The following is a 20,415-nucleotide window of genomic DNA, read 5'->3' on the forward strand; positions in this document are numbered from 1 at the left end:
TATGGCAACTAAAACAGCAGCACAACAAAGTGTCACTTTTACTTATGAAGGGGTGGATCGTAAAGGGACCAAAGTCAAAGGGGAAGCCGCCGGGAAAACTCCCGCCATGGTTCGTGCAGAGCTGCGCAAGCAAGGCATCAACGCCAAGAAAGTAGTAAAAAAACGAGAACTTCGTTTCGGTGGCAAAAAGAAAATCAAGCCTCTCGACATAGCACTTTTTACTCGTCAAATGGCCACCATGATGAAAGCCGGTGTCCCTTTGGTCCAGGCCTTTGAGATCGTTGCCGATGGGCTCGACAACCCCAGCATGAAGGACCTGGTCCTCAAATTAAAAGTAGATGTAGAAGGCGGCAACAATTTTGCTGGCGCTCTATCAAAACATCCAGACTACTTTGACGACCTCTATTGCAGCCTGATTGATGCAGGCGAACAATCAGGCGCGCTGGAAACCATGCTGGACAGAGTTGCTCTCTATAAGGAAAAGAGCGAAGCCCTAAAACAAAAAATCAAGAAAGCAATGAAATATCCAGCAACCGTTGTAGTTGCCGCTGTAATTGTGACTGCAATTTTGCTGCTTAAAGTCGTTCCGGTTTTTGAAGATCTCTTCCATGGTTTTGGCGCAGAGCTGCCCGCATTCACTCAATTTGTTATATCGTTATCCGAATCGCTTCAGGAAAACTTCTTTTTTATCGTGATTTTCCTCATAGCCTTTTCCGCTATTTTTGTTCAGTTAAAAAAGCGCTCTGAAGCATTTAGAAATAGCCTGGACAGGCTGGTATTAAAACTCCCCATCGTTGGAGACCTGGCATTCAAATCCACCATTGCCAGGTATGCCCGCACCCTCTCCACCACCTTTGCAGCCGGCGTACCTTTGATTGATGCTCTCGACGCTTGTGCTGGCGCAACAGGCAATGTGGTATACCGCAATGCAGTAATACAGGTGAAAGAGGATGTCTCTACGGGTCAGCAGCTCCAATTTGCGATGCGCAGCACCGGCGTTTTTCCTGCCATGGCTTTGCAAATGACAGCGATTGGCGAAGAATCTGGCGCGCTTGATGCGATGCTTGAGAAGGTGGCCATTTACTACGAAGATGAAGTTGATAATGCTGTGGACGGCTTAACCAGCATGATGGAACCACTAATCATGAGTGTCTTGGGGGTTGTTATTGGTGGCTTGATCATCGCCATGTATCTTCCTATCTTCCAAATGGGCGCAGTTGTAGGCTAATCGATGATCGACAGTTTTCTGAATATCCTCTCCGCGAGCCCAACCCTGCTGGTTGGGCTCTGTGTTTTTCTGGGCCTGTTAATTGGCAGCTTCCTCAATGTCGTCATCTACCGCGTACCGGTGATGATGGAGCGTGGCTGGAAACAGGAAGCCCGCGAAATTCTCGAGCTACCCGCAGAGGATGATGGCGAGATCTTCAACCTGGTGACGCCGCGTTCGCGCTGTCCAAAATGTGACCACGCCATCACCTGGTATGAAAATATTCCGGTGGTGAGCTGGTTAGCGCTGAAAGGCAAATGCAAAGGCTGCGCAACACCGATCAGCAAGCGTTATCCGATCATTGAAGTTGCCAGTGGCGTGCTGGCCGGCCTGTGCGCCTGGCACTTCGGTTATGGTCCCTGGCTGACTTTTACCCTGTTTGCCACCTGGACGCTGCTGGCAGCCGCAATGATTGATGCGGATACCACCCTGCTACCGGACAGCATGAATTACCCTCTGCTGTGGGCCGGCCTGTTGGCGGCACTGCTTGGCGTTTCACCGGTTTCCCTGCCGGATGCCGTGGTGGGTGCCATGGCAGGTTATCTGTCCTTGTGGAGCGTGTACTGGCTGTTCAAGCTGCTTACTGGCAAGGAAGGCATGGGCTATGGTGACTTCAAGCTTCTTGCTGCCCTGGGCGCCTGGACGGGTTGGCAGTATCTGCCGCTGATTATTTTGCTGTCTTCCGTGGTGGGCCTGGTGTTCACCCTCATCGCCACTCTCTTCGGTGGCGAAAAGCGCACCCAGATCCCTTTTGGCCCCTATCTGGCGGCCGCTGGCTGGATTGCATTGCTGTGGGGCGATACCATCGTCAGCTCGTATCTGGGGATGTTCAGAATCAGTTAATAGTTAACAGTGAATAGTTAATAGCTGAAAAACCCCTGGATAATTTTCGTTGGAGCCTTGCTTTGCAAAGCGAAGGGGTCAAGCTCCAGCGCCAGTGAAGTCTTGTTCTGGAGTATGCATGTTCGTAGTCGGCCTGACTGGCGGTATTGGTAGCGGCAAAACCGCTGCCACGGATTTCCTCGCCCAGCAGGGCATCACCATTGTGGACGCGGATCTGGCGTCCCGGGTAGTCGTGGAACCGGGCCAGCCTGCACTCAAGAGTATCGCCAATCATTTTGGTGAGCATGTACTCACTGCGGATGGCGCCCTGGACCGTCGCGCTTTGCGCGAGATCGTGTTTGCAGATGCGGACGCCCTGAAGGTACTTGAAGGCATTACTCACCCCGCCATCGGCGAGGAGCTGAAACGGCAAATTGCTGTCAGTCAGTCCATCTATACCGTGCTGGTATCGCCTTTGTTGCTGGAAACCAGCCAGAAAGCGCTGGTAGACCGCATTCTGGTCATTGATGCGCCGGCAGAATTGCAGGTCAAACGGGCCATGGAACGGGATCATGTTCCCGAAGAGCAGATTGCCGCCATCATCAAGGCTCAGATGGAGAGAACCAAACGCCTGGACCAGGCCGACGATGTGGTTGAGAATCACGGTTCGCTGCAGGCACTTCACGAGCAACTGACTAGCCTGCATCAACGCTACCTGGAACTGGCTAACGCACTCTGAACATGTCTGATACCAATAACACCACCCAAACCTATCCCTGCCCCCAGTGCAAATCCCTCACCCGCTGGACCAACAACCCCTGGCGGCCCTTCTGCTCTGAGCGCTGTAAGTTGATCGATCTGGGCGATTGGGCGGCGGAACGCCATGCAATTCCCGGTGATGACAATGCCCCCGGGGATTTTGAGGAGTTTTGATCGTCTGACCAATCCGCTCAAGCGTGGGCCGTTAACGCGGTACGCTGGTTGGATTCCAATAGGGGAATTGCAGGACTGGTTGTATGGAGCACTTACTGTAGGGTGCGCTGAGCTTAAGCCAGCTGCACTCTACAGAGAGGTTGAGGCATCCGGCCAGAAGGCCCGGATACCTGCCACGCCAATGGCGCCGTGCTGACGGGCGGTCTCCAAATCTGTTGGCGAGACACCTCCCAGCCCATAGCATGCAATAGGCAACCCAGAGATCCATTCCCCCGCCTGTTGCCACCCCAGGGGAGGACGATCCGGATGACTGGCAGTGGCCTCTACCGGGGAGACCAGCGCCATATCCAGCCCCAGGTCTGCCGCCTTTTCCAGGGCGTCACGGCTGTGACAGGCCGCTGAAACCACCCCCGCAAAATCCGGTCGCCCCTGACAATCCATCAATGCCGAGCCCGGCAGATGCAGCCCAAAGACGCCCTGTAAGGACACCTGCTGCGCCCAGGCTGGCGATGAGGCCCGCAACCATACCTTTATGCCTGTTTCTCGGCACAGTGCCAGAATCTCAGGCAGTGCCGCATGTTCGCTCCACTGGCGCAGATACAGCCCCATACAGGTAGCATCCAGACGACCGATACCCGCTTTGAGGGCTTCCAGATCTAGATTATCCGGCGCGATGGCGAGATAATCGGGAAGCGTGATCGCGGTGACCACCGGCCGGTTCGCCGCCGGAAACTCCAGCGCTGGCAGTTCCGGAATCTCAAACCAGCTCACTTGCTGCCCTTCACAGCCCGAAGGGTCGCCCTGCCAGGCGGTAACATCGCGAAAATGCAGGGTGACATGCAGATCCTGGTACTGGTGGGCGATAGTCATAAACGGGGAGGAAATGGCCGCCTGCATGCCAAGCTCTTCCTCCAGCTCCCTGGCCAGGGCCGTCGACAGGGGCTCACCCGGCTCCACCTTGCCGCCGGGAAACTCCCAGCGCCCCCCTTGATGCTTGTGGTCCGGACGCCGACTCAGGCAGATGCGGCCGTCGTTGCCGCGGATGATGGCGGCAACGACGGTGATGGCGGGGGTGGTTGTAGTCATAAACAACGTTTCTTAAGGAGCGTCGGGAGAGCCATGCCCGCAGGCGCAACAGCAGATGAACGTCGCGAGCACGTTCGCCATGCAAGCATAGCTCCTACAGCGGCTTTTTACGTCAGGCATCAGACGTCGGGCGTTCAGATTATGTGCGATATTCCGCGTTGATCTTCACGTAGTCGTAGCTGAAATCACAGGTCCACACGGTGCACTCGGCATCGCCGCTGGCCAGATCCGCACGGATGCTGATTTCCGGCTGGGCCATCACCGCTGCGCCTTTTGCCTCTTCATAGCTGTCCGCCACACCACCCTGCTCCACCAGCAACAGATCGTCCAGCCAGACATTGACCTTCTCCACGTCCAGGGACGCAATGGGGGCTCTGCCGATGGCAGCCAGGATGCGGCCCCAGTTGGGGTCGGAAGCAAACAGCGCTGTTTTCACCAGCGGGGAATGGGCGATGGTTTCCGCCACGATGCGGGCGTCGGATTCACTGGCCGCTCCTGCCACGGTAATCGACACAAACTTGGTGGCCCCTTCGCCATCGCGCACCAGTGCCTGAGCCAGCTCCACGAAGACACTTTCCAGAGCCTGATACAGCACCTGGCTATGCTCATCCAGCGCCTGAATCTCCGGCATCTGGGCCGCAGCAGTGCTGATCAGCATACAGGCATCGTTGGTGGAGGTGTCACCGTCCACCGTGACCCGGTTGAACGACTTGTCCGCCAGCGCCTTCACCCACTGATCCAGCAGTGGCTTGGCGATAGGCGCATCGGTGGCGATAAAGCCCAGCATGGTGGCCATGTTCGGCTTGATCATGCCCGAGCCCTTGGCCATGCCGGTGACAGTAATCGGCACACCGTCGATCTCCACCCGCCGGCTGGTAAGCTTGGGGTAGGTATCGGTGGTCATGATGCCCTCTGACGCACGGCCCCAGTGATGCTCATCCAGTTCCGCCAATGCCTTGGGCAAGCCAGTTGCAAACGCCGGCAACGGAAACTGCTCACCGATTACCCCGGTGGAATACGGCAGGATCTGATCCTCAGCGCAACCAGCCGCATCGGCCAACAGGCGACAGCTGGCCAGACAGTTTTCCATGCCCTTCTTGCCGGTGCCCGCGTTGGCATAGCCGGTATTGATCATCAGGTATTTGGGTGCCCCTGCGGCAAGACGGTTTTTTGCCACCTGCACCGGCGCGGCGCAAAAACGGTTCAAGGTGAAAACTCCGCTGACACGGGAATCTTCACTCAGCTCCAGCACCACCAGGTCCTTGCGGTTGGCCTTCTTGATGCCAGCTTCAACAGCGGCAAGACGGATACCGGGGACGGGCAACCATTCTGTCTGTGTCATAACCAATCCTTTAGCGTTCAGCGACAAGCTTCAAGCCACAAGCCCAAACAAAGAAAGCACCGGCGTTGCCGGTGCTCTGGATTTCCTTGCAGCTTGTAGCTTGAGGCTGCTGTTATTCAATCTTGCCGTGGCACTGCTTGTATTTCTTGCCCGAGCCACAGGGGCAAGGTTCATTACGACCCACCTTTCGACCTTCGCGAACCACGGTCTTGGTACCGTCGGCCTGATTATTCTCGCCGGCCGTGCCATCAGTGCCCGGTTCCGGGGCCGCCTGCATCTTCATTTTTTCTGCCTGGCGGCGGGCCTCTTCCTGGCGCTGCTGCTCGAGGCGCTCCACTTCGTCATCACGTCGCACCTGGAAGCTGTGCAGCACGCGAATCAGCTCATGCTGGATCTGGTTGAGCAACCCCTGGAACAACTCGAAAGACTCTTTCTTGTATTCCTGCTTGGGGTTTTTCTGCGCATAGCCGCGCAGATGAATGCCCTGACGCAGGTGGTCCATGCTGGCCAGATGCTCTTTCCAGTGACGGTCGAGGATCTGCAGCATCAGGTGTTTTTCGATCTTGCGCAGGTCCTCGACGCCGATTTCCCCTTCCTTGCGCAGATAGTCCTGCTCCAGGGTTTCCACCAGCTTCTCGATGACACCGTCGATATGCATCTGGTTGTCTTCGTTGAGCCACTGACCCACCGGCGCATTACACTGGAATTCCGCCTCCAGGGTTTTCTCCAGACCCGGCACATCCCACTGATCTTCCACGGAACCCGGCGGCAGATAACTGTGCACCAGCTCGGTCACCACATCATAACGAATGCCCTGCACGGAGGTGCGCAGATCGTCGGTTTCCAGAATCTGGTCACGCTGGGTGTAGATCACACGACGCTGGTCATTGGCCACGTCATCGTATTCCAGCAGGTTCTTGCGGATATCGAAGTTACGGCCTTCCACCTTGCGCTGGGCATTCTCGATGGCCCGGGTCACCCAACGGTGCTCAATCGCTTCGCCGTTCTCCAGCCCCAGGGAGCGCATCATGTTGCGAATGCGGTCCGAGGCGAAAATCCGCATCAGGTCATCTTCCATTGACAGGAAGAAGCGGGTGTAGCCCGGATCACCCTGACGACCGGCACGACCGCGGAGCTGGTTATCGATACGGCGAGACTCGTGACGCTCTGTGCCGATGATATGCAGGCCGCCAGCTTCCATCACGGTGTCATGGTTGCCCTGCCACTCGGCGCGAATTTTTTCCGCTTCCTTGTCCGAGGGGGTATCCATGTGCTTGATCTGCTCTTCCGGGTTGCCACCCAGCACGATATCGGTACCCCGGCCCGCCATATTGGTGGCGATCGTTACCGCACCAGGCCGCCCCGCCTGGGCAATAATCTGTGCTTCACGCTGGTGAAACTTGGCGTTCAGTACTTCGTGGGCAATCTTGTCTTTTTTCAGGCGCTTGGACAGATACTCGGACGATTCAATGGTCGCGGTACCCACCAGCACCGGGGCACCCTTGGCCACCGCTTCGCTGATTTCCTTGACGATGGCATCGAATTTTTCTTCCAGTGTCAGATACACCAGATCATTGGCATCCACACGAACCATGGGCCGATTGGTCGGCACCACCACCACATCCATGCCATAAATCTGACGGAATTCCAGGGCTTCGGTATCAGCCGTACCGGTCATACCCGCCAGCTTGTTGTAGAGGCGGAAATAGTTCTGGAAGGTGGTAGATGCCAGGGTCTGGTTTTCCTGCTGGATATTCACCCCTTCCTTGGCTTCGATCGCCTGGTGAATGCCCTCGGACCAGCGACGTCCGGGCATGGTGCGGCCGGTGTGCTCGTCAACGATAACGATCTGGTTATTCTGGACAATGTAGTCCCGGTCCACATGGAATAGAGCGTGGGCCTTCAATGCCGCATGGACATGGTGAAGCAGCGCCAGGTTATGAGCTGCGTAGAGGCTTTCGCCCTGCTCCAGCAGAGCATTACTGACCAGCAGCGCCTCAATTTTCTGGTGCCCGGTTTCTGTCAACTCGACCTGACGCTGCTTTTCATCAACAAAGTAATCGCCTTCCTGCTCTTCCGTCTCGGCGGTGAGATTTGGCATCAGCTTATTGACGGCCGTATACAGCTCGGAGGAATCGGCTGCCGGCCCGGAAATGATCAGCGGGGTGCGGGATTCGTCGATGAGAATGGAATCCACCTCATCCACAATCGCGTAGTTGAGACCACGCTGAACCCGATCTTCCAGGCGAAAGGCCATGTTGTCGCGCAGGTAGTCGAAACCGTACTCGTTATTGGTACCGTAGGTGATATCAGACGCGTAGGCCGCCCGCTTCTCATCGGTGGGCTGCTGGGAAAGAATCACACCGACACTGAGGCCCAGAAATTCGTAAAGGGGGCGCATCCAGTTGGCGTCACGCTCGGCAAGGTAGTCATTCACGGTGACCACGTGCACGCCTTCGCCGGACAGCGCATTGAGGTACGCCGCCAGAGTCGCGGTCAGAGTCTTACCCTCACCGGTGCGCATTTCGGAAATTCGCCCCTCATGCAGAGCGATACCGCCCATCATCTGCACGTCGAAATGGCGCATGCCCATCACCCGGGTGGAGGCTTCCCGCACCACCGCAAAGGCTTCCGGCAACAATTCATCCAGGGTCTTGCCGTCCTGGAACGCCTGACGGAATTCGCGGGTCTTGAGCTGCAAGTCTGCTTCGCTGAGCTGTGTCAGCGCTTCCCCGTGGCTGTTGATCGTTTCGACCAACTTGCCCATGCGTTTCAGCTCACGATCATTCTTGGTGCCGATGATTTTTTTTACGATGGTACCCAGCATACAACTTCCGGTTCGGTAAAAAGTCAGGACAAACAGCCCGTTGGCGGCAAAGTGCTGGCCGCAAGGTGAGCCATTCTAAACACAATAAGATGAAGAGATAAGGTGGTATTCCCGGTTATCAAGGGTGCTCAACGAAAAACGGCCCCTACAAGGGGCCGTTTTTCGTCTGTTCTTTAACGTCGGGCGCGGTAAATATAGGGCTGAGGGTTCACCTGAGCGCCATTTTTAAGCACTTCATAATGAATGTGCGGCCCGGTAGAGCGGCCGGAATTGCCCACTTTGCCGATAACGTCCCCGGTGCGAACAATCTCACCCGGCTCCACCAGTAATTCCAGGGCATGACCATAGCGAGTGGCAATACCATTACCGTGGTTGATTTCCACCATCAGGCCATAGCCGGAGCGATCACCGGAATAAGTCACGACACCGGCGCCGGTGGCAATGATCGGCGTGCCTTCCTTGCCGGCAAAATCCACCCCTTTGTGCCAGGCCACACGGCCGGTGAAGGGATCAGAACGACGCCCGAAGCGGCTGGACATCCAGCCCTTGGCAAGAGGCCGGCCGGACAGGTAGGTCTGGTCTTCGATCTGCTTGCCGGCCAGCAGGTTTTCCAGAATTTCCAGCTGACGCTCGCGGCGTTCAAGGGTGTCCGCCATCTGGTTCACCGCTTCCATAAAGGAAGGCAGCTCGTAGCTGGCGCCCTCTTCCGAACCTTCCGGCCCGCCGAGTCCTGGCACGGTACTGAAATCAAACTCCTCGCCATCAATATCTGCCACTTCCACCAGCCGCTCACCCAGCGCATCCAGTCGAACCAGTCGAGCCTGGGCCTGGGCCAGCTTCAGGGTCAGTGCCCGAAACTGCTCCTGGCTGAGGCGATCCAGCGATTCCAGGGCCTTTTTCTGCTCTTCCAGATGGGTGGAAAAACGTTCGGTCATTACCGGCGTATACTCGGGCTGGTCGTTAAGTTGCGACACCAGTAGGTAGCCGCCAACGCCCATCAGCACCGGCACTACCACCAGCACGGCAGCCAGTAACCAGGGCCAGTGTCGCGGAACCGGAAGTGTGCGCGAATGGCCACGCTTGCTGTTAATGACTAAAATATTCATAGATTCGTGTAACGCACCGACTAAAAATTAAGAATTTCAAATAGTTGCACTGGTTTTCTTGATTATTTTTTACAATTTGCAGGCTAGTCTAAGTAAAACCTATGAGCAAGACAACTTCGCCCAAAGCCCTGCTCGCCCTGCTGAGTGGTCACCCTACTCTCTCCGGCCTGACCAGGGAGGCCAAAAAGACCGCTCGCCAGGAGCCGGATACCGCAGCAGCCACCGATCCGCTTGACTGCCTGCCACCGGCACTGCGCGAGCGAGTCACTCTGGTGGAAGACAGCATGCGCTGGTTGGCCATTGCCGAAACCAGCGCTACAGCTCAGCTATTGCGTTTTCACCTGCCCAAACTGCAGCAGGCCCTGCCCGGCCAGCAGATCAAAATCGTGGTGGGCGGAAAACGCCAGATGCAGAGTAGCAACGTCCGTGCCAACCAACAGGACAAGCCCAAATTGGCCAGGGAAAGTGCCAGACAAATCGCCGATCTGGCTGACACCATTGAGGACAAAGGCCTCAAGGCATCCTTGCAGCGGCTGGCCAGCCGCGGTGAATCAGAGTGAGCCAACCGTTTAAAAGTTCAACGGTGAACAGCACCTTCAATGTCTGAATACCTGAACAGAGAGTGTGTAACAGGCAAGTGAAAGGGGGCTAACGCCGGGCATTACCGGATCGGTGTTGAAGCCCGGAACTCTGGCTAACACGCCTTCCCTGAAACGAAAAACCACCCGGCGGCGGGAGAACCGCCGGGTGGCAACAGGGTTTCGACGTTTCCAACTTGCTGCTGAGTACGGCTACTCCGCCGCCGCCAGCACCGGTCGCATGTAGGACACCGGCGCATCGGTGGCATCTTCGAAGGTCACCACCTCGTAGGAATCCTCCTGACGGAGAATCTCGCGCAGCAGGGCATTGTTGAGGGCATGGCCGGATTTGTGACCGATGAACTCGCCGATCAGGCTGTGGCCCAGCAGATACAGGTCGCCGATGGCATCCAGCATCTTGTGCTTGACGAATTCGTCCTCGTAACGCAGCCCGTCCTCGTTGAGGATGCGGTACTCATCCACCACGATGGCGTTATCGACACTGCCGCCCAGCGCCAGATTCTGGCTGCGCAGGAACTCGATATCGCGCATGAAGCCGAACGTCCGCGCCCGCGCCACTTCTTTCACGAAAGAGGTCGTGGAGAAGTCGATGCTGGACACCTGGTTTCGCTCTTCAAACACCGGGTGATCGAATTCGATGGAGAAGGTCACCTTGAAGCCATCAAAGGGAACGAAAGTCGCTGACTTGTCGCCCTCACGCACCGTCACTTCTTTCTTGATGCGGATGAACTTCTTGGCCGCTTCCTGCTCCTTGATGCCGGCAGACTGCAGCAGGAACACGAAAGGACCGGCACTGCCGTCCATGATCGGCATTTCCGGCGCGGACAACTCCACTAAGGCGTTATCGATGCCCAGTCCTGCCATGGCAGACAGGAAATGCTCTACCGTGCCCACCTTCACGCCATCCTGAACCAGGGTCGACGACAAAGTGGTTTCGCGGACGGCATCGGCAGACGCCTTGATCTCCACCACCGGGTCCAGGTCGACACGCCGGAACACGATACCGGTATCCACCGGTGCCGGGCGCACGGTCATGTAGACCTTTTCGCCGGTGTGAAGTCCCACGCCGGTGGCGCGGATCACGTTTTTCAGCGTTCGTTGTCTGATCATCAGTCTGTCACACAGCTGCGGGTATCCTGCAGGATACCGCTTTCCTCAACACAAAATGAGGGCGTAATTATACTGCAATGCCCTGATTTTGCACCCTTGGCGCCAGACCGTTAGTCGGCCTGGCGACGGAGGAAGGTCGGGATATCAATGAAATCCAGATCTTCCGCGGTGCTCACCGCCTGCTGACCACGGCCGCTGGCCGCCTGCTGGGCAGCGCGTTTGCGCTCCACTGCCGGGCGATCCAGGTCGCTGTAGTCCACTCGGCCATCCGCGGTGACGGGGGTCTGACGACCACGCACCACTTTTAGTTCCTGCTGGGCGGCGGCACCCAGGCCGGTAGCCACAACGGTGACACTGATGCTGTCGCCCATATCCGGGTCGATGGCGGTGCCGATGATCACGTTGGCGTCATCGCTGGCCAGTTCGCTGACGATGTCACCCACCTCGGAGAACTCGTCCAGGGCGATGGACTCGTTGGCGGTGATGTTGATCAGGATACCGCGGGCGCCACGCAGGTCTACATCTTCCAGCAACGGGCTGGAAATGGCTGCCTGGGCCGCTTCTGCCGCCCGGCCTTCGCCGCTGGCAGTACCGGTACCCATCATGGCCGTACCCATTTCACTCATCACCGTGCGCACGTCAGCGAAATCCACGTTGATCATGCCCGGGCGAACGATCAGATCCGCAATCCCTTTTACCGCACCCTGCAGCACTTCGTTGGCCGCCTTGAAGGCGTCCAGCAGGCTGGTGGAGCCGCCGAGAACCGCTTGCAGCTTCTCGTTGGGGATGGTGATCAGGGAGTGAACGTGCTCTTTCAGCTCCTCGATACCTTCCTGGGCGGAGCGCATGCGCTTCTTGCCCTCGAAGGGGAACGGCTTGGTCACCACCGCCACGGTCAGGATACCCAGCTCCTTGGCGATCTCAGCCACCACAGGGGCGGCACCGGTGCCGGTTCCACCACCCATACCGGCGGTAACGAACACCATGTCAGCGCCGTCCAGCAGCTCGGCGATGCGGTCACGGTCTTCCTGGGCGGACTGACGACCGATTTCCGGGTTTGCGCCTGCACCCAAGCCCTTGGTCACCTGGCTGCCCAGCTGAATCACGGTTTTGGAGGAGGCATTTCGCAGTGCCTGGGCGTCGGTGTTGGCGCAGATAAAATCCACCCCTTCCACACCGGAACGCACCATGTGATCCACGGCGTTACCGCCGCCACCACCGACACCTACCACTTTAATGACCGCGCCATGCGGTACGCTGTCTTCCAGTTTGAATTGCATGGTTGATCTCCCGTTATTGCTTCCCTGTTACTACTTTGAACGTCATTTAACGTCGAATGGTCCCGGTGATGTTGCTGCGGCCCGGAACTGCCGCTTCCGCAAAAACTGTTACCCGGCTCAGGAACTAGAAGTTGCCCTTGAACCAGTTTTTGAAACGCTCTACCCAGTTCACTTCCCCGCCACCGGCAAGGGCGCGGGCACTGGTGCCGTCCTTTTCCATGCGCTGGCCGTACAACAGCAGGCCAACCGCGGTGGAATAGATCGGGTTCTTGACCACGTCGATGAGCCCGGAGATACCCTGCGGGGACCCCAGACGCACCGGCATGTGAAAGATTTCTTCGGCCAGGTCCACCGCACCCTCGATCTTTGAGGAGCCACCGGTGAGCACGATGCCACCGGGGATCAGGTCCTCGAAGCCGGAGCGACGAAGCTCGGCCTGGATCAGGGTGAACAGCTCGTCATAGCGCGGCTCCACCACCTCGGCCAGATTCTGGCGGCTGAGGGTACGGGGCGGCCGGTCGCCCACGCTGGGCACCTTGATGGTTTCGTCCGCGCCGGCCAGCTGGGTCAGTGCGCAGGCGTACTTGATCTTGATCTCGTCCGCGTGCTGCTTGGGGGTCCGCAGGGCCATGGCGATATCGTTGGTCACCTGATCCCCGGCAATGGGGATGTTGGCGGTGTGACGAATGGCGCCTTCGGTGAAGATGGCAATATCCGTGGTGCCGCCACCGATATCGACGATGCAGACACCCAGTTCACGCTCGTCTTCGGTCAACACGGCGTGAGCACTCGCTAACTGCTCAAGGATGATGTCATCGACCTCCAGGTTGCAGCGGCGCACGCATTTCTCGATGTTCTGGGCAGCGTTCACGGCACAGGTCACCAGGTGCACCTTGGCCTCCAGACGCACACCGCTCATGCCGATGGGCTCGCGCACCCCCTCCTGGTTGTCCACCACGTACTCCTGGGGCAGCACGTGCAGGGTTTTCTGATCTGCCGGGATCGCCACCGCCTGGGCCGCGTCGATCACCCGGTCGATATCCGCCTGGGCCACTTCCCGGTCGCGAATGGCGACGATGCCGTGGGAATTGAGGCTACGCACATGAGAGCCGGCGATGCCCGCATACACGGTATGAATGTGGCAACCGGCCATCAGCTCGGCCTCTTCCACTGCCCGCTGGATAGAGCGCACGGTGGCTTCGATATCCACCACTACGCCCTTCTTCATCCCCCGGGACGGCTGGGAGCCAATGCCGACAATTTCCATGGTGCCATCGGCGGATGACTGACCGACGATGGCCACCACCTTGGAGGTGCCAATGTCGAGTCCGACAATCATGTTTTCTGATGCGTTTGCCATGTCATCCATTCTCCTAAAACTAGCTTTGCTCGCCCCAGGTCACCGCCATGCCATCGGCATAACGCAGGTCGACCCGGGTTACCCGGCGGCTGTCCGTGCTCAGCACACCGCGATAGAGCCGCACAAAGCGGCGCAGTTTGCTGGTGTATGCTTCACGGTCTACCACCAGCTGCATATCGTTGTTCAGGGTCAGTCGCGCGGTCAGTCGTGCGTTGACCTCCATGCTGCGAATACCCAGGTCCACATCTGCCAGCATCTTGCCCATGCTGTGATAGAACCCCATCACCTCTTCCAGCCGCTGTTGCGGTCCGCTCAGCCGCGGCAGGCCGCTCAGGTCATACTGCTTGAGCGCCTTGAAGGGCTCGCCGCTGTCTGAAATCAGCACGGTGTCATTCCACACCGCCACCGGGCGCCGCTCTTCCACGGTCAACACCACGGTGTCGGGCCACTGCCGGCGAACGGAAACCCGTTCCACCCAGCTCAGGCCCTGTGCCTGCTGGTAGATTTCCTCCAGCGGCACGGAAAAATAGTTTTCATCGCGAACCAGCGCCGCCAGGGCGGTCTGGATCTGCTGTTGACGGCGCACATCGGTAACACCGTCCACACCCACCTTGCGCACCGGATAACCATCCAGTGCCGCCGGCAGATAGATCACGCCGACCAGCAACACCGCCGCCACCGTTCCCACCAGCATCCAGGGCACCGCTGCTGACAACCGCTCATTGAGCGGTACGCCGGCTTTCTTCACCGGCTTGCGGCGGGCCCCGCGCGGGGTCGCGGCCTGCTTAGCCATCACCTCGTTCCAGCGCATCGAGCAGGATTTCCCCCACCAGGGTGTCGAAATCCCGCCCGGCGGCCTTGGCCGCCATGGGCACCAGGGAGTGGTCCGTCATTCCCGGTACCGTGTTCACTTCCAGTAACTGCCAGTTGCCCTGCTCGTCGCGCATCACGTCCACCCGGCCCCAGCCGTGGCAGCCTGCTACCCGGAAGGCGGTCAGGGCCAGTTGGCGCAGGGCCTGCTCATCAGAGTCGTCCAGTCCGGCCGGGCACAGATATTCGGTGCTGTTGGACTGGTACTTGGCTTCAAAGTCATAAAACGCATTGGGCGTCTTCAGGCGGATCGCCGGCAACGGCTCCTCGCCAAGGATGGCTACGGTGTATTCCGGGCCGTTAACCCAGGCTTCCACCAGCACATCGGAATCAAATTTTTCCGCTTCTTTCAGCGCCTGGGCCAGCTGCTCGGCGTTATCCGCCTTGGCCATGCCGATGGAAGAGCCTTCATGGGCCGGCTTGATCATCAGCGGGAAGCCCAGGTCTTCTGTGTCATTACGGCCAGCCACATAGAACGGCGGCGTCGGTAAACCGGCGCCTTTCCACAGTTGTTTGGTGCGCACCTTGTCCATGCCGATGGCAGAGGCCATCACCCCGGAGCCGGTATAGGGAATGCCCAGGTGCTCCAGGACGCCCTGGATGACACCGTCTTCGCCGCCCCGACCATGCAGGGCGATAAAGGCCACATCAAACCCCTTCAGGGTATCCACGCTCTTGTAAGCCGGATCCACCAGCTCGGCGATCAGCCCCAGATTACGCAGGGCCTGATGGACCGCCGCACCACTTTTCAGTGACACGGGTCGCTCGGCGGATTTGCCGCCGGCCAGTACCGCTACCCGGCCCACGCTGGCCAGTTGCTTCTTCAGCAGCACCTTATCCACGCTTGGCGCCTCCCTGTTCAGCCAGTTCTTTGGCGATGGCGCCCACATTGCCGGCACCCTGGGTCACCAGCAGATCGCCGTCCTGCAGCTGGGTGGCCAGAATGTCGGCCAGCTTGGCCGGATCATCCACAAACACCGGCTCCACCCGGCCACGCTTGCGAATGCTGCGGCACAGGGCGCGGGCATCCGCACCGGGAATCGGGTCTTCACCGGCGCCGTAGACCTCCAGCATCAACAGCACATCCACCCCGGACAGCACGTCCACAAAGTCCTCGTAAAGGTCCTGGGTACGGGTATAACGGTGCGGCTGGAACAGCATGGCCAGGCGACGACCCGGCCAACCGGCGCGGATGGCATCGATGGTGACAGCCACTTCGCTGGGATGGTGGCCGTAATCGTCCACCAGGGTCGCGCTACCGCCTTCGAAGTGATACTCGCCCTGTACATCAAAGCGCCGGCCCACACCGGTAAAGTTGTTCAGACCACGAATAATGGCCTCATCGCTGGCGCCTTCATCGGCGGCCACGGCAATGGCCGCCAGGGCATTGAGTACGTTGTGCTTGCCGGGCATGTGCAGAACCACATCCAGCGGCTCGCCTTCTTTGCGGATCACCCGGAAAGACGTGGTCATGCCCTGCTGCTGCACGTTCTCCGCACGCAGGTCCGCATCGTCACTGAAGCCGTAGCGAATCACCTGACGGTTCACCCGTGGCAGCAGCTTGCGCACCACCGGGTCGTCCACGCACATCACCGCCACGCCGTAGAACGGCAGGTTGTGCAGGAACTCGATAAAGGTGTTCTCCAGCTGGGCAAAGTCCCCGCCATAGGTGTGCATGTGATCCGCTTCGATATTGGTCACGATGGCACTCATGGGCTGCAGGTGCAGGAAGCTGGCATCGGACTCATCCGCTTCCGCCACCAGATAACGGCTCTGCCCCAGGCGCGCATTGGTGCCGGCGCTGTTCAGCCGCCCGCCAATCACGAAGGTGGGGTCCAGGCCCGCTTCCGCCATGATGGCCGCGGTCATGGAGGTGGTGGTGGTCTTGCCATGAGTGCCGGCCACAGCGATGCCGTGACGGAAGCGCATCAGCTCCGCCAGCATCTGGGCCCGCGGCACCACCGGAATCCGGCGGGCATGGGCTTCCGCCACTTCCTCGTTTTCCGTGGTCACCGCCGTGGACGTTACCACCACGTCGGCGCCATCAATATTTTCTGCCCGGTGGCCGATTTCCACCCGCACACCCAGGCCACGCAGGCGCTCTACCACCGCCGATTCCTTGATGTCGCTACCACTGATGGCATAGCCCTGATTGGCCAGCACCTCGGCGATGCCACACATACCCACGCCGCCGATACCCACAAAGTGGATACCGCTGATACGCCGCATCTCGGGGACGATATGGATGTTGTCGTTATCGGCCATTGGCCACCTCCTCACACAGCGTGGCCGCGCGCTCGGCGCTGTCGGCCACGGCCTGCTCACGGGCACGCTGCGCCATTTGCGCCAGCAGCCCGCGTTCTGCAACCGGTTTCAATGTGCCCGCCAGGCTGGCGGCGCTCATATCCCGCTGGGGCAGCAACAGGGCCGCGCCCCGGTCTGACAGCCAACGGGCATTCAATGTCTGGTGATCGTCCACGGCGGTGGGCAGGGGCACGAACAGGGCTGCCACACCGGCGGCGGCCACTTCCGCCACAGTCAGGGCTCCGGCCCGACAGATCACCAAATCCGCCCAGCCGTAGGCTTGCGCCATGTCGTCGATAAATTCACTGACCTGGGCGTCCAGCCCCAGCGCCTGGTAAATCGGCGCCGCTTCACCGGTACGGCCGGCACCACACTGGTGGCGCACCTGGATATCCCGGCCCAGTACCGCCAGCAGCAATTCCGGCAAGTCCTGATTCAGTACCAGGGCCCCCTGGCTGCCACCCAGGACCAGCACCCGCAGGCCGCCCTGGTGCTGAGCATACCGACGGGATGGCTCTTCCAGGCTGGCGATCTCGGCGCGTACCGGGTTACCCACCCAGCAGGCACTCTGGGTGCCGAACGCACCCTGGAAACCTTCCAGGGTCACGGTGGCCATTTTCGACAACAACCGGTTGGTCAGCCCCGGCACCGCATTCTGTTCGTGGACCACCACTGGCACCTTGCACAGGCGCGCGGCCAGGCCACCGGGACCGCTGGCAAAACCGCCAAAGCCCACCGCCAGCAGCGGTTGGCGCTGGCTGATCAGGCTGCGCGCCTGCAATACCGCACGCAGCAGGTTGAAGGGCGCGGTGAGCTTGCGCTTGAGTCCGCCACCACGCAGCCGGGATACGGCCAGTTCGGCGATCTCATAGCCGTACTGGCGCACCAGCTTGCCTTCCATACCGTTTTCCGCGCCCAGCCAGAGGATCCGGAAACCGCGCTCACACAATTGATCCGCCACTGCCAGTGCCGGGAACACATGCCCGCCGGTACCGCCTGCCATGATCAGGATGGTGCCGCTCATCGTGCCGCCCTCCCTCTCGCTTTCAGCTGCTCGGCTTCGGCACCGGCGCGCAGGATCAACCCCACCATGGCGGAGAAGATCAGCAGTGAAGAGCCGCCATAGCTGATGAATGGCAGGGTCAGGCCCTTGGTGGGCAGCAGCCCCATGTTCACACCCAGGTTGATAAAGACCTGAGAGCACAAGACGAAGGCGCAGCCATAAACCAGATAGGCGTGGTACAACAGACCGCGGGTTTCCAGGCTGTGACCCAGGCGGAAGATGCGCCAGCCCAGCAGCACAAAGCCGCTGATCAACGCCAGATTTCCCAGCAGCCCCAGCTCTTCGGCCATCACCGCGTAAACAAAATCGGTATGGGCTTCCGGCAGGTAAAACAGTTTCTGCACGCTGTTGCCCAGGCCGACGCCATCCCAGTGGCCACGGCCAAAGGCGATCAGGCTCTGGGTCAACTGGTAGCCGGAGCCATACTGATCGGCCCAGGGGTCGGTAAAGGTCATCAGCCGCGCCACCCGATAGGGTTCAGCAAAGGCCACCAGGGCGCCCAATGCCACCGCCGCCAGACCAATCAGCAAGAAGCGCAGGGTCGGCACCCCGGACAGGAACAACATGCCCATGGCGGTGATACCCAGCACCACCACGGCGCCGAAATCCGGCTCCAGCAGCAGCAGGATGGTCAATACGCCCAGCAGCGCCAGCGGCAGCAAAAAGGCCTTCCACTCGGTTTCCAGGGCCGCCTTGCGCTGGGCGATATACCCTGCCAGGTAAAGGACGAAACAGAGTTTGACGATTTCCGAGGCCTGAATGGTCAGGCCCGGCAATGCAATCCAGCGAGTGGAGCCGTTAACCGTGCGCCCCAGACCGGGGATGAACACCATCACCAGCACCACCAGCGCCACCGGCAACATCAAGAAGCGCAACCGCTCCAGCAAGGCCAAAGGCACAGCAAAATAAACAAAGGCGCCGGCAGCCAGCCCCAACGACAGATAGATACCGTGGCGCAACGCATAGTAGAAGGGGTCGCCCAGCCGGGTTTCGGCAATCTGCAGGCTCGCAGACGAGACCATCACCAGGCCGGCCAGAGCCAACAGGATGGCTGTCCACATCAGGGTCTTGTCCAGACCCCGGTTATCCAGCTTGAGGATCATGCGCTCAGTCATGGCACACCTTCCTGGCCCGGGCAGAGAAATCATCGCCGCGGGCAACAAAGCCGGAATACATGTCAAAAGACGCACAGGCCGGCGACAGCAAGACTGCATCACCGGGCTGTGCCAGTGCATGGGCCCGGGCCACAGCCGCTTCCATGTCAGCCACCAGCTCGCACGGGGCAGCGGACATACCCTGAGCCAGGGTGCTGCGGTCTTCGCCCATCAGCAGGCCCGCACGCAGATACTGACGCGCCGGCTCGGCCAGCGGCGAGAAGTCCTGGCCCTTGCCCTGGCCGCCGGCAATCAGGATCACCTTGCCGTCGATGCTTTCACCGATACCGGTGAGGGCCGCCAGGGTGGCGCCCACATTGGTGGCCTTGGAATCGTTGAACCAGCGCACGCCACCCGCTTCAGCCACCTGTTGGCAGCGGTGCGGCAGGCCGGTAAAGGCTTTCACCGTGGCCAGCGCCTTGTCCCGGTTCAGGGACAAGGCATCACTGATGGCCAGCACGGAAAGGATGTTCATGGCGTTGTGATGGCCGGTGAGCGCCAGTTCGGACAGGGCCAGCAGTTGCTCGCCACGGCATAGTAGCCGGCCGTTCTCCGTGTCCAGGCGGTAATCCGCTTCCGGATGCGCACCGAAACTGATCTGGCGCGGCACCCCGGCAGGGGGGCGGGTAGCCAGGTCATCCCGGTTCCATACCGCTACCTGACAGCCATCATAGATGCGCTGCTTGGCGGCCACGTAGTCGGCAAAGCTGGCGTAGCGATCAAGATGATCCTGGGACACATTGAGAATGGTCGCCACTTCCGCGCTCAGGCTGTAGGTGGTTTCCAGCTGGAAACTGGACAACTCCAGGGCGTACAGCCGGGCCTGGTCGTCGAGCAGCTCCAGGGCCGGCACGCCCAGATTGCCGCCGATGCCCGGGTTCATGCCGCAGGCGTCAGCCACCTGCCCCAGCAGGGTCGTCACCGTGCTCTTGGCGTTGGAACCGGTAATCGCCACCAGTGGCTCGCTGGCGGCACGGGCAAACAACTCCACATCGCCGATCACTTCCTTGCCGGCAACCACTTGCTCGGCAATGGCCGGTGTTGCCACGGCCACGCCGGGGCTGACGATCAGGCGACGGGCGTTGTTCATCCAGCCGGCCTTGAAACCGCCGGTATGAATTTTCACGTTGGGGAATTCGGCGCGCAGCGCCTCCAGGCCGGCGGGCTCGGCACGGGTGTCCAGGGCGCGCACAGGCATCCCCTGGTCCGTCAGATAACGGATCACGGAACGCCCGGATACTCCCAGGCCAATTACCAGATCAAACCCGTCTTTCGCCATAAAGTTAACTCAA

At 59.6% G+C, this 20,415-nt stretch carries 18 protein-coding genes; 5 read left to right on the forward strand and 13 right to left on the reverse strand.

Annotation, left to right across the window (positions count from 1 at the left end; genetic code table 11):
* Nucleotide 1: 1 nt before the first annotated feature.
* The 4 genes from ACMG4N_RS15055 (at nt 2) to ACMG4N_RS15070 (ending at nt 3,022) form a co-directional block, all read left to right on the forward strand.
* The gene (locus ACMG4N_RS15055; protein ID WP_414432267.1) at nt 2-1,228 is read left to right on the forward strand and encodes a type II secretion system F family protein; all 1,227 of its coding nucleotides are present in this window, start codon (nt 2-4) and stop codon (nt 1,226-1,228) included.
* Nucleotides 1,229-1,231: 3 nt separating this feature from the next.
* On the forward strand, nt 1,232-2,110 hold the full coding sequence (locus ACMG4N_RS15060) for a prepilin peptidase (protein ID WP_414432269.1): 879 nt from the start codon (nt 1,232-1,234) through the stop codon (nt 2,108-2,110).
* Between the two features lie 118 nt (nt 2,111-2,228).
* On the forward strand, nt 2,229-2,828 hold the full coding sequence (gene coaE, locus ACMG4N_RS15065; protein ID WP_297767110.1) for a dephospho-CoA kinase: 600 nt from the start codon (nt 2,229-2,231) through the stop codon (nt 2,826-2,828).
* A gap of 2 nt (nt 2,829-2,830) precedes the next feature.
* Nucleotides 2,831-3,022: a DNA gyrase inhibitor YacG gene (locus ACMG4N_RS15070; protein ID WP_035249304.1), complete on the forward strand. Its 192-nt coding sequence runs from the start codon at nt 2,831-2,833 to the stop codon at nt 3,020-3,022.
* 129 nt (nt 3,023-3,151) lie between these two features.
* Here ACMG4N_RS15070 and ACMG4N_RS15075 read toward each other — a convergent pair whose 3' ends face one another.
* The 4 genes from ACMG4N_RS15075 to ACMG4N_RS15090 all read right to left on the reverse strand — a co-directional run bounded on the left by ACMG4N_RS15075 (nt 3,152) and on the right by ACMG4N_RS15090 (nt 9,383).
* Entirely contained in the window at nt 3,152-4,108 is a 957-nt protein-coding gene (locus ACMG4N_RS15075; protein ID WP_414432271.1) for a Nudix family hydrolase, read from the reverse strand.
* Nucleotides 4,109-4,247: 139 nt separating this feature from the next.
* Complete coding sequence (gene argJ / locus ACMG4N_RS15080; protein WP_414432273.1) at nt 4,248-5,450, reverse strand: bifunctional glutamate N-acetyltransferase/amino-acid acetyltransferase ArgJ; 1,203 nt, start codon at nt 5,448-5,450, stop codon at nt 4,248-4,250.
* 112 nt (nt 5,451-5,562) lie between these two features.
* On the reverse strand, nt 5,563-8,277 hold the full coding sequence (secA, locus tag ACMG4N_RS15085) for a preprotein translocase subunit SecA (protein WP_414432274.1): 2,715 nt from the start codon (nt 8,275-8,277) through the stop codon (nt 5,563-5,565).
* A gap of 173 nt (nt 8,278-8,450) precedes the next feature.
* The gene (locus tag ACMG4N_RS15090; RefSeq protein ID WP_297767119.1) at nt 8,451-9,383 is read right to left on the reverse strand and encodes a M23 family metallopeptidase; all 933 of its coding nucleotides are present in this window, start codon (nt 9,381-9,383) and stop codon (nt 8,451-8,453) included.
* A 101-nt stretch (nt 9,384-9,484) separates the two neighbouring features.
* Here ACMG4N_RS15090 and ACMG4N_RS15095 point away from each other — a divergent pair, with 101 nt between their 5' ends.
* Nucleotides 9,485-9,943, forward strand: a complete 459-nt coding sequence (locus tag ACMG4N_RS15095) for a hypothetical protein (protein ID WP_297767121.1) — start codon at nt 9,485-9,487, stop codon at nt 9,941-9,943.
* Nucleotides 9,944-10,174: 231 nt separating this feature from the next.
* Here the strand turns inward: ACMG4N_RS15095 and lpxC are convergent, their stop codons facing one another.
* From lpxC to murD, 9 genes are all read right to left on the reverse strand, one after another.
* A complete protein-coding gene (lpxC, locus tag ACMG4N_RS15100) occupies nt 10,175-11,092 on the reverse strand; it encodes a UDP-3-O-acyl-N-acetylglucosamine deacetylase (RefSeq protein ID WP_414432277.1) in 918 nt (305 codons plus the stop codon).
* Between the two features lie 110 nt (nt 11,093-11,202).
* Entirely contained in the window at nt 11,203-12,372 is a 1,170-nt protein-coding gene (gene ftsZ / locus ACMG4N_RS15105; protein WP_297767124.1) for a cell division protein FtsZ, read from the reverse strand.
* A gap of 124 nt (nt 12,373-12,496) precedes the next feature.
* On the reverse strand, nt 12,497-13,732 hold the full coding sequence (ftsA, locus tag ACMG4N_RS15110; RefSeq protein WP_035248224.1) for a cell division protein FtsA: 1,236 nt from the start codon (nt 13,730-13,732) through the stop codon (nt 12,497-12,499).
* Nucleotides 13,733-13,751: 19 nt separating this feature from the next.
* Entirely contained in the window at nt 13,752-14,525 is a 774-nt protein-coding gene (locus ACMG4N_RS15115) for a cell division protein FtsQ/DivIB (RefSeq protein ID WP_297767127.1), read from the reverse strand.
* Nucleotides 14,518-15,444: a D-alanine--D-alanine ligase gene (locus ACMG4N_RS15120; RefSeq protein WP_414432279.1), complete on the reverse strand. Its 927-nt coding sequence runs from the start codon at nt 15,442-15,444 to the stop codon at nt 14,518-14,520. Before ACMG4N_RS15120 ends, ACMG4N_RS15115 begins: the two co-directional genes overlap by 8 nt.
* Nucleotides 15,437-16,867 (reverse strand): UDP-N-acetylmuramate--L-alanine ligase, encoded by a 1,431-nt coding sequence (gene murC / locus ACMG4N_RS15125; RefSeq protein ID WP_414432280.1) that lies wholly within the window; start codon nt 16,865-16,867, stop codon nt 15,437-15,439. The genes ACMG4N_RS15120 and murC overlap by 8 nt, the downstream gene beginning before the upstream one ends.
* Nucleotides 16,857-17,930 carry an undecaprenyldiphospho-muramoylpentapeptide beta-N-acetylglucosaminyltransferase gene (gene murG, locus ACMG4N_RS15130; RefSeq protein WP_414432282.1) on the reverse strand — a complete coding sequence of 358 codons (1,074 nt, stop codon included), beginning with the start codon at nt 17,928-17,930 and terminating at the stop codon, nt 16,857-16,859. The genes murC and murG overlap by 11 nt, the downstream gene beginning before the upstream one ends.
* On the reverse strand, nt 17,927-19,084 hold the full coding sequence (gene ftsW / locus ACMG4N_RS15135) for a putative lipid II flippase FtsW (protein WP_297767135.1): 1,158 nt from the start codon (nt 19,082-19,084) through the stop codon (nt 17,927-17,929). Before ftsW ends, murG begins: the two co-directional genes overlap by 4 nt.
* Nucleotides 19,077-20,402 (reverse strand): UDP-N-acetylmuramoyl-L-alanine--D-glutamate ligase, encoded by a 1,326-nt coding sequence (gene murD / locus ACMG4N_RS15140; RefSeq protein ID WP_297767137.1) that lies wholly within the window; start codon nt 20,400-20,402, stop codon nt 19,077-19,079. The genes ftsW and murD overlap by 8 nt, the downstream gene beginning before the upstream one ends.
* Nucleotides 20,403-20,415 lie beyond the last annotated feature (13 nt).

It is taken from the genome of Alcanivorax sp. IL2 (assembly GCF_047495475.1).
Classification (GTDB): domain Bacteria; phylum Pseudomonadota; class Gammaproteobacteria; order Pseudomonadales; family Alcanivoracaceae; genus Alcanivorax.

Bases quoted from the DNA above. Each gene is read 5' to 3' on its own strand.
- ACMG4N_RS15060 (WP_414432269.1), top strand. From the start codon at position 1,232: ATGATCGACAGTTTTCTGAATATCCTCTCCGCGAGCCCAACCCTGCTG.
- ftsZ (WP_297767124.1), bottom strand. From the start codon at position 12,372: ATGCAATTCAAACTGGAAGACAGCGTACCGCATGGCGCGGTCATTAAA.
- murG (WP_414432282.1), bottom strand. From the start codon at position 17,930: ATGAGCGGCACCATCCTGATCATGGCAGGCGGTACCGGCGGGCATGTG.
- argJ (WP_414432273.1), bottom strand. From the start codon at position 5,450: ATGACACAGACAGAATGGTTGCCCGTCCCCGGTATCCGTCTTGCCGCT.
- ACMG4N_RS15075 (WP_414432271.1), bottom strand. From the start codon at position 4,108: ATGACTACAACCACCCCCGCCATCACCGTCGTTGCCGCCATCATCCGC.
- ACMG4N_RS15055 (WP_414432267.1), top strand. From the start codon at position 2: ATGGCAACTAAAACAGCAGCACAACAAAGTGTCACTTTTACTTATGAA.
- ACMG4N_RS15115 (WP_297767127.1), bottom strand. From the start codon at position 14,525: ATGGCTAAGCAGGCCGCGACCCCGCGCGGGGCCCGCCGCAAGCCGGTG.
- ACMG4N_RS15090 (WP_297767119.1), bottom strand. From the start codon at position 9,383: ATGAATATTTTAGTCATTAACAGCAAGCGTGGCCATTCGCGCACACTT.
- ACMG4N_RS15070 (WP_035249304.1), top strand. From the start codon at position 2,831: ATGTCTGATACCAATAACACCACCCAAACCTATCCCTGCCCCCAGTGC.
- coaE (WP_297767110.1), top strand. From the start codon at position 2,229: ATGTTCGTAGTCGGCCTGACTGGCGGTATTGGTAGCGGCAAAACCGCT.
- ftsA (WP_035248224.1), bottom strand. From the start codon at position 13,732: ATGGCAAACGCATCAGAAAACATGATTGTCGGACTCGACATTGGCACC.
- ftsW (WP_297767135.1), bottom strand. From the start codon at position 19,084: ATGACTGAGCGCATGATCCTCAAGCTGGATAACCGGGGTCTGGACAAG.
- lpxC (WP_414432277.1), bottom strand. From the start codon at position 11,092: ATGATCAGACAACGAACGCTGAAAAACGTGATCCGCGCCACCGGCGTG.
- murC (WP_414432280.1), bottom strand. From the start codon at position 16,867: ATGGCCGATAACGACAACATCCATATCGTCCCCGAGATGCGGCGTATC.
- secA (WP_414432274.1), bottom strand. From the start codon at position 8,277: ATGCTGGGTACCATCGTAAAAAAAATCATCGGCACCAAGAATGATCGT.
- murD (WP_297767137.1), bottom strand. From the start codon at position 20,402: ATGGCGAAAGACGGGTTTGATCTGGTAATTGGCCTGGGAGTATCCGGG.
- ACMG4N_RS15095 (WP_297767121.1), top strand. From the start codon at position 9,485: ATGAGCAAGACAACTTCGCCCAAAGCCCTGCTCGCCCTGCTGAGTGGT.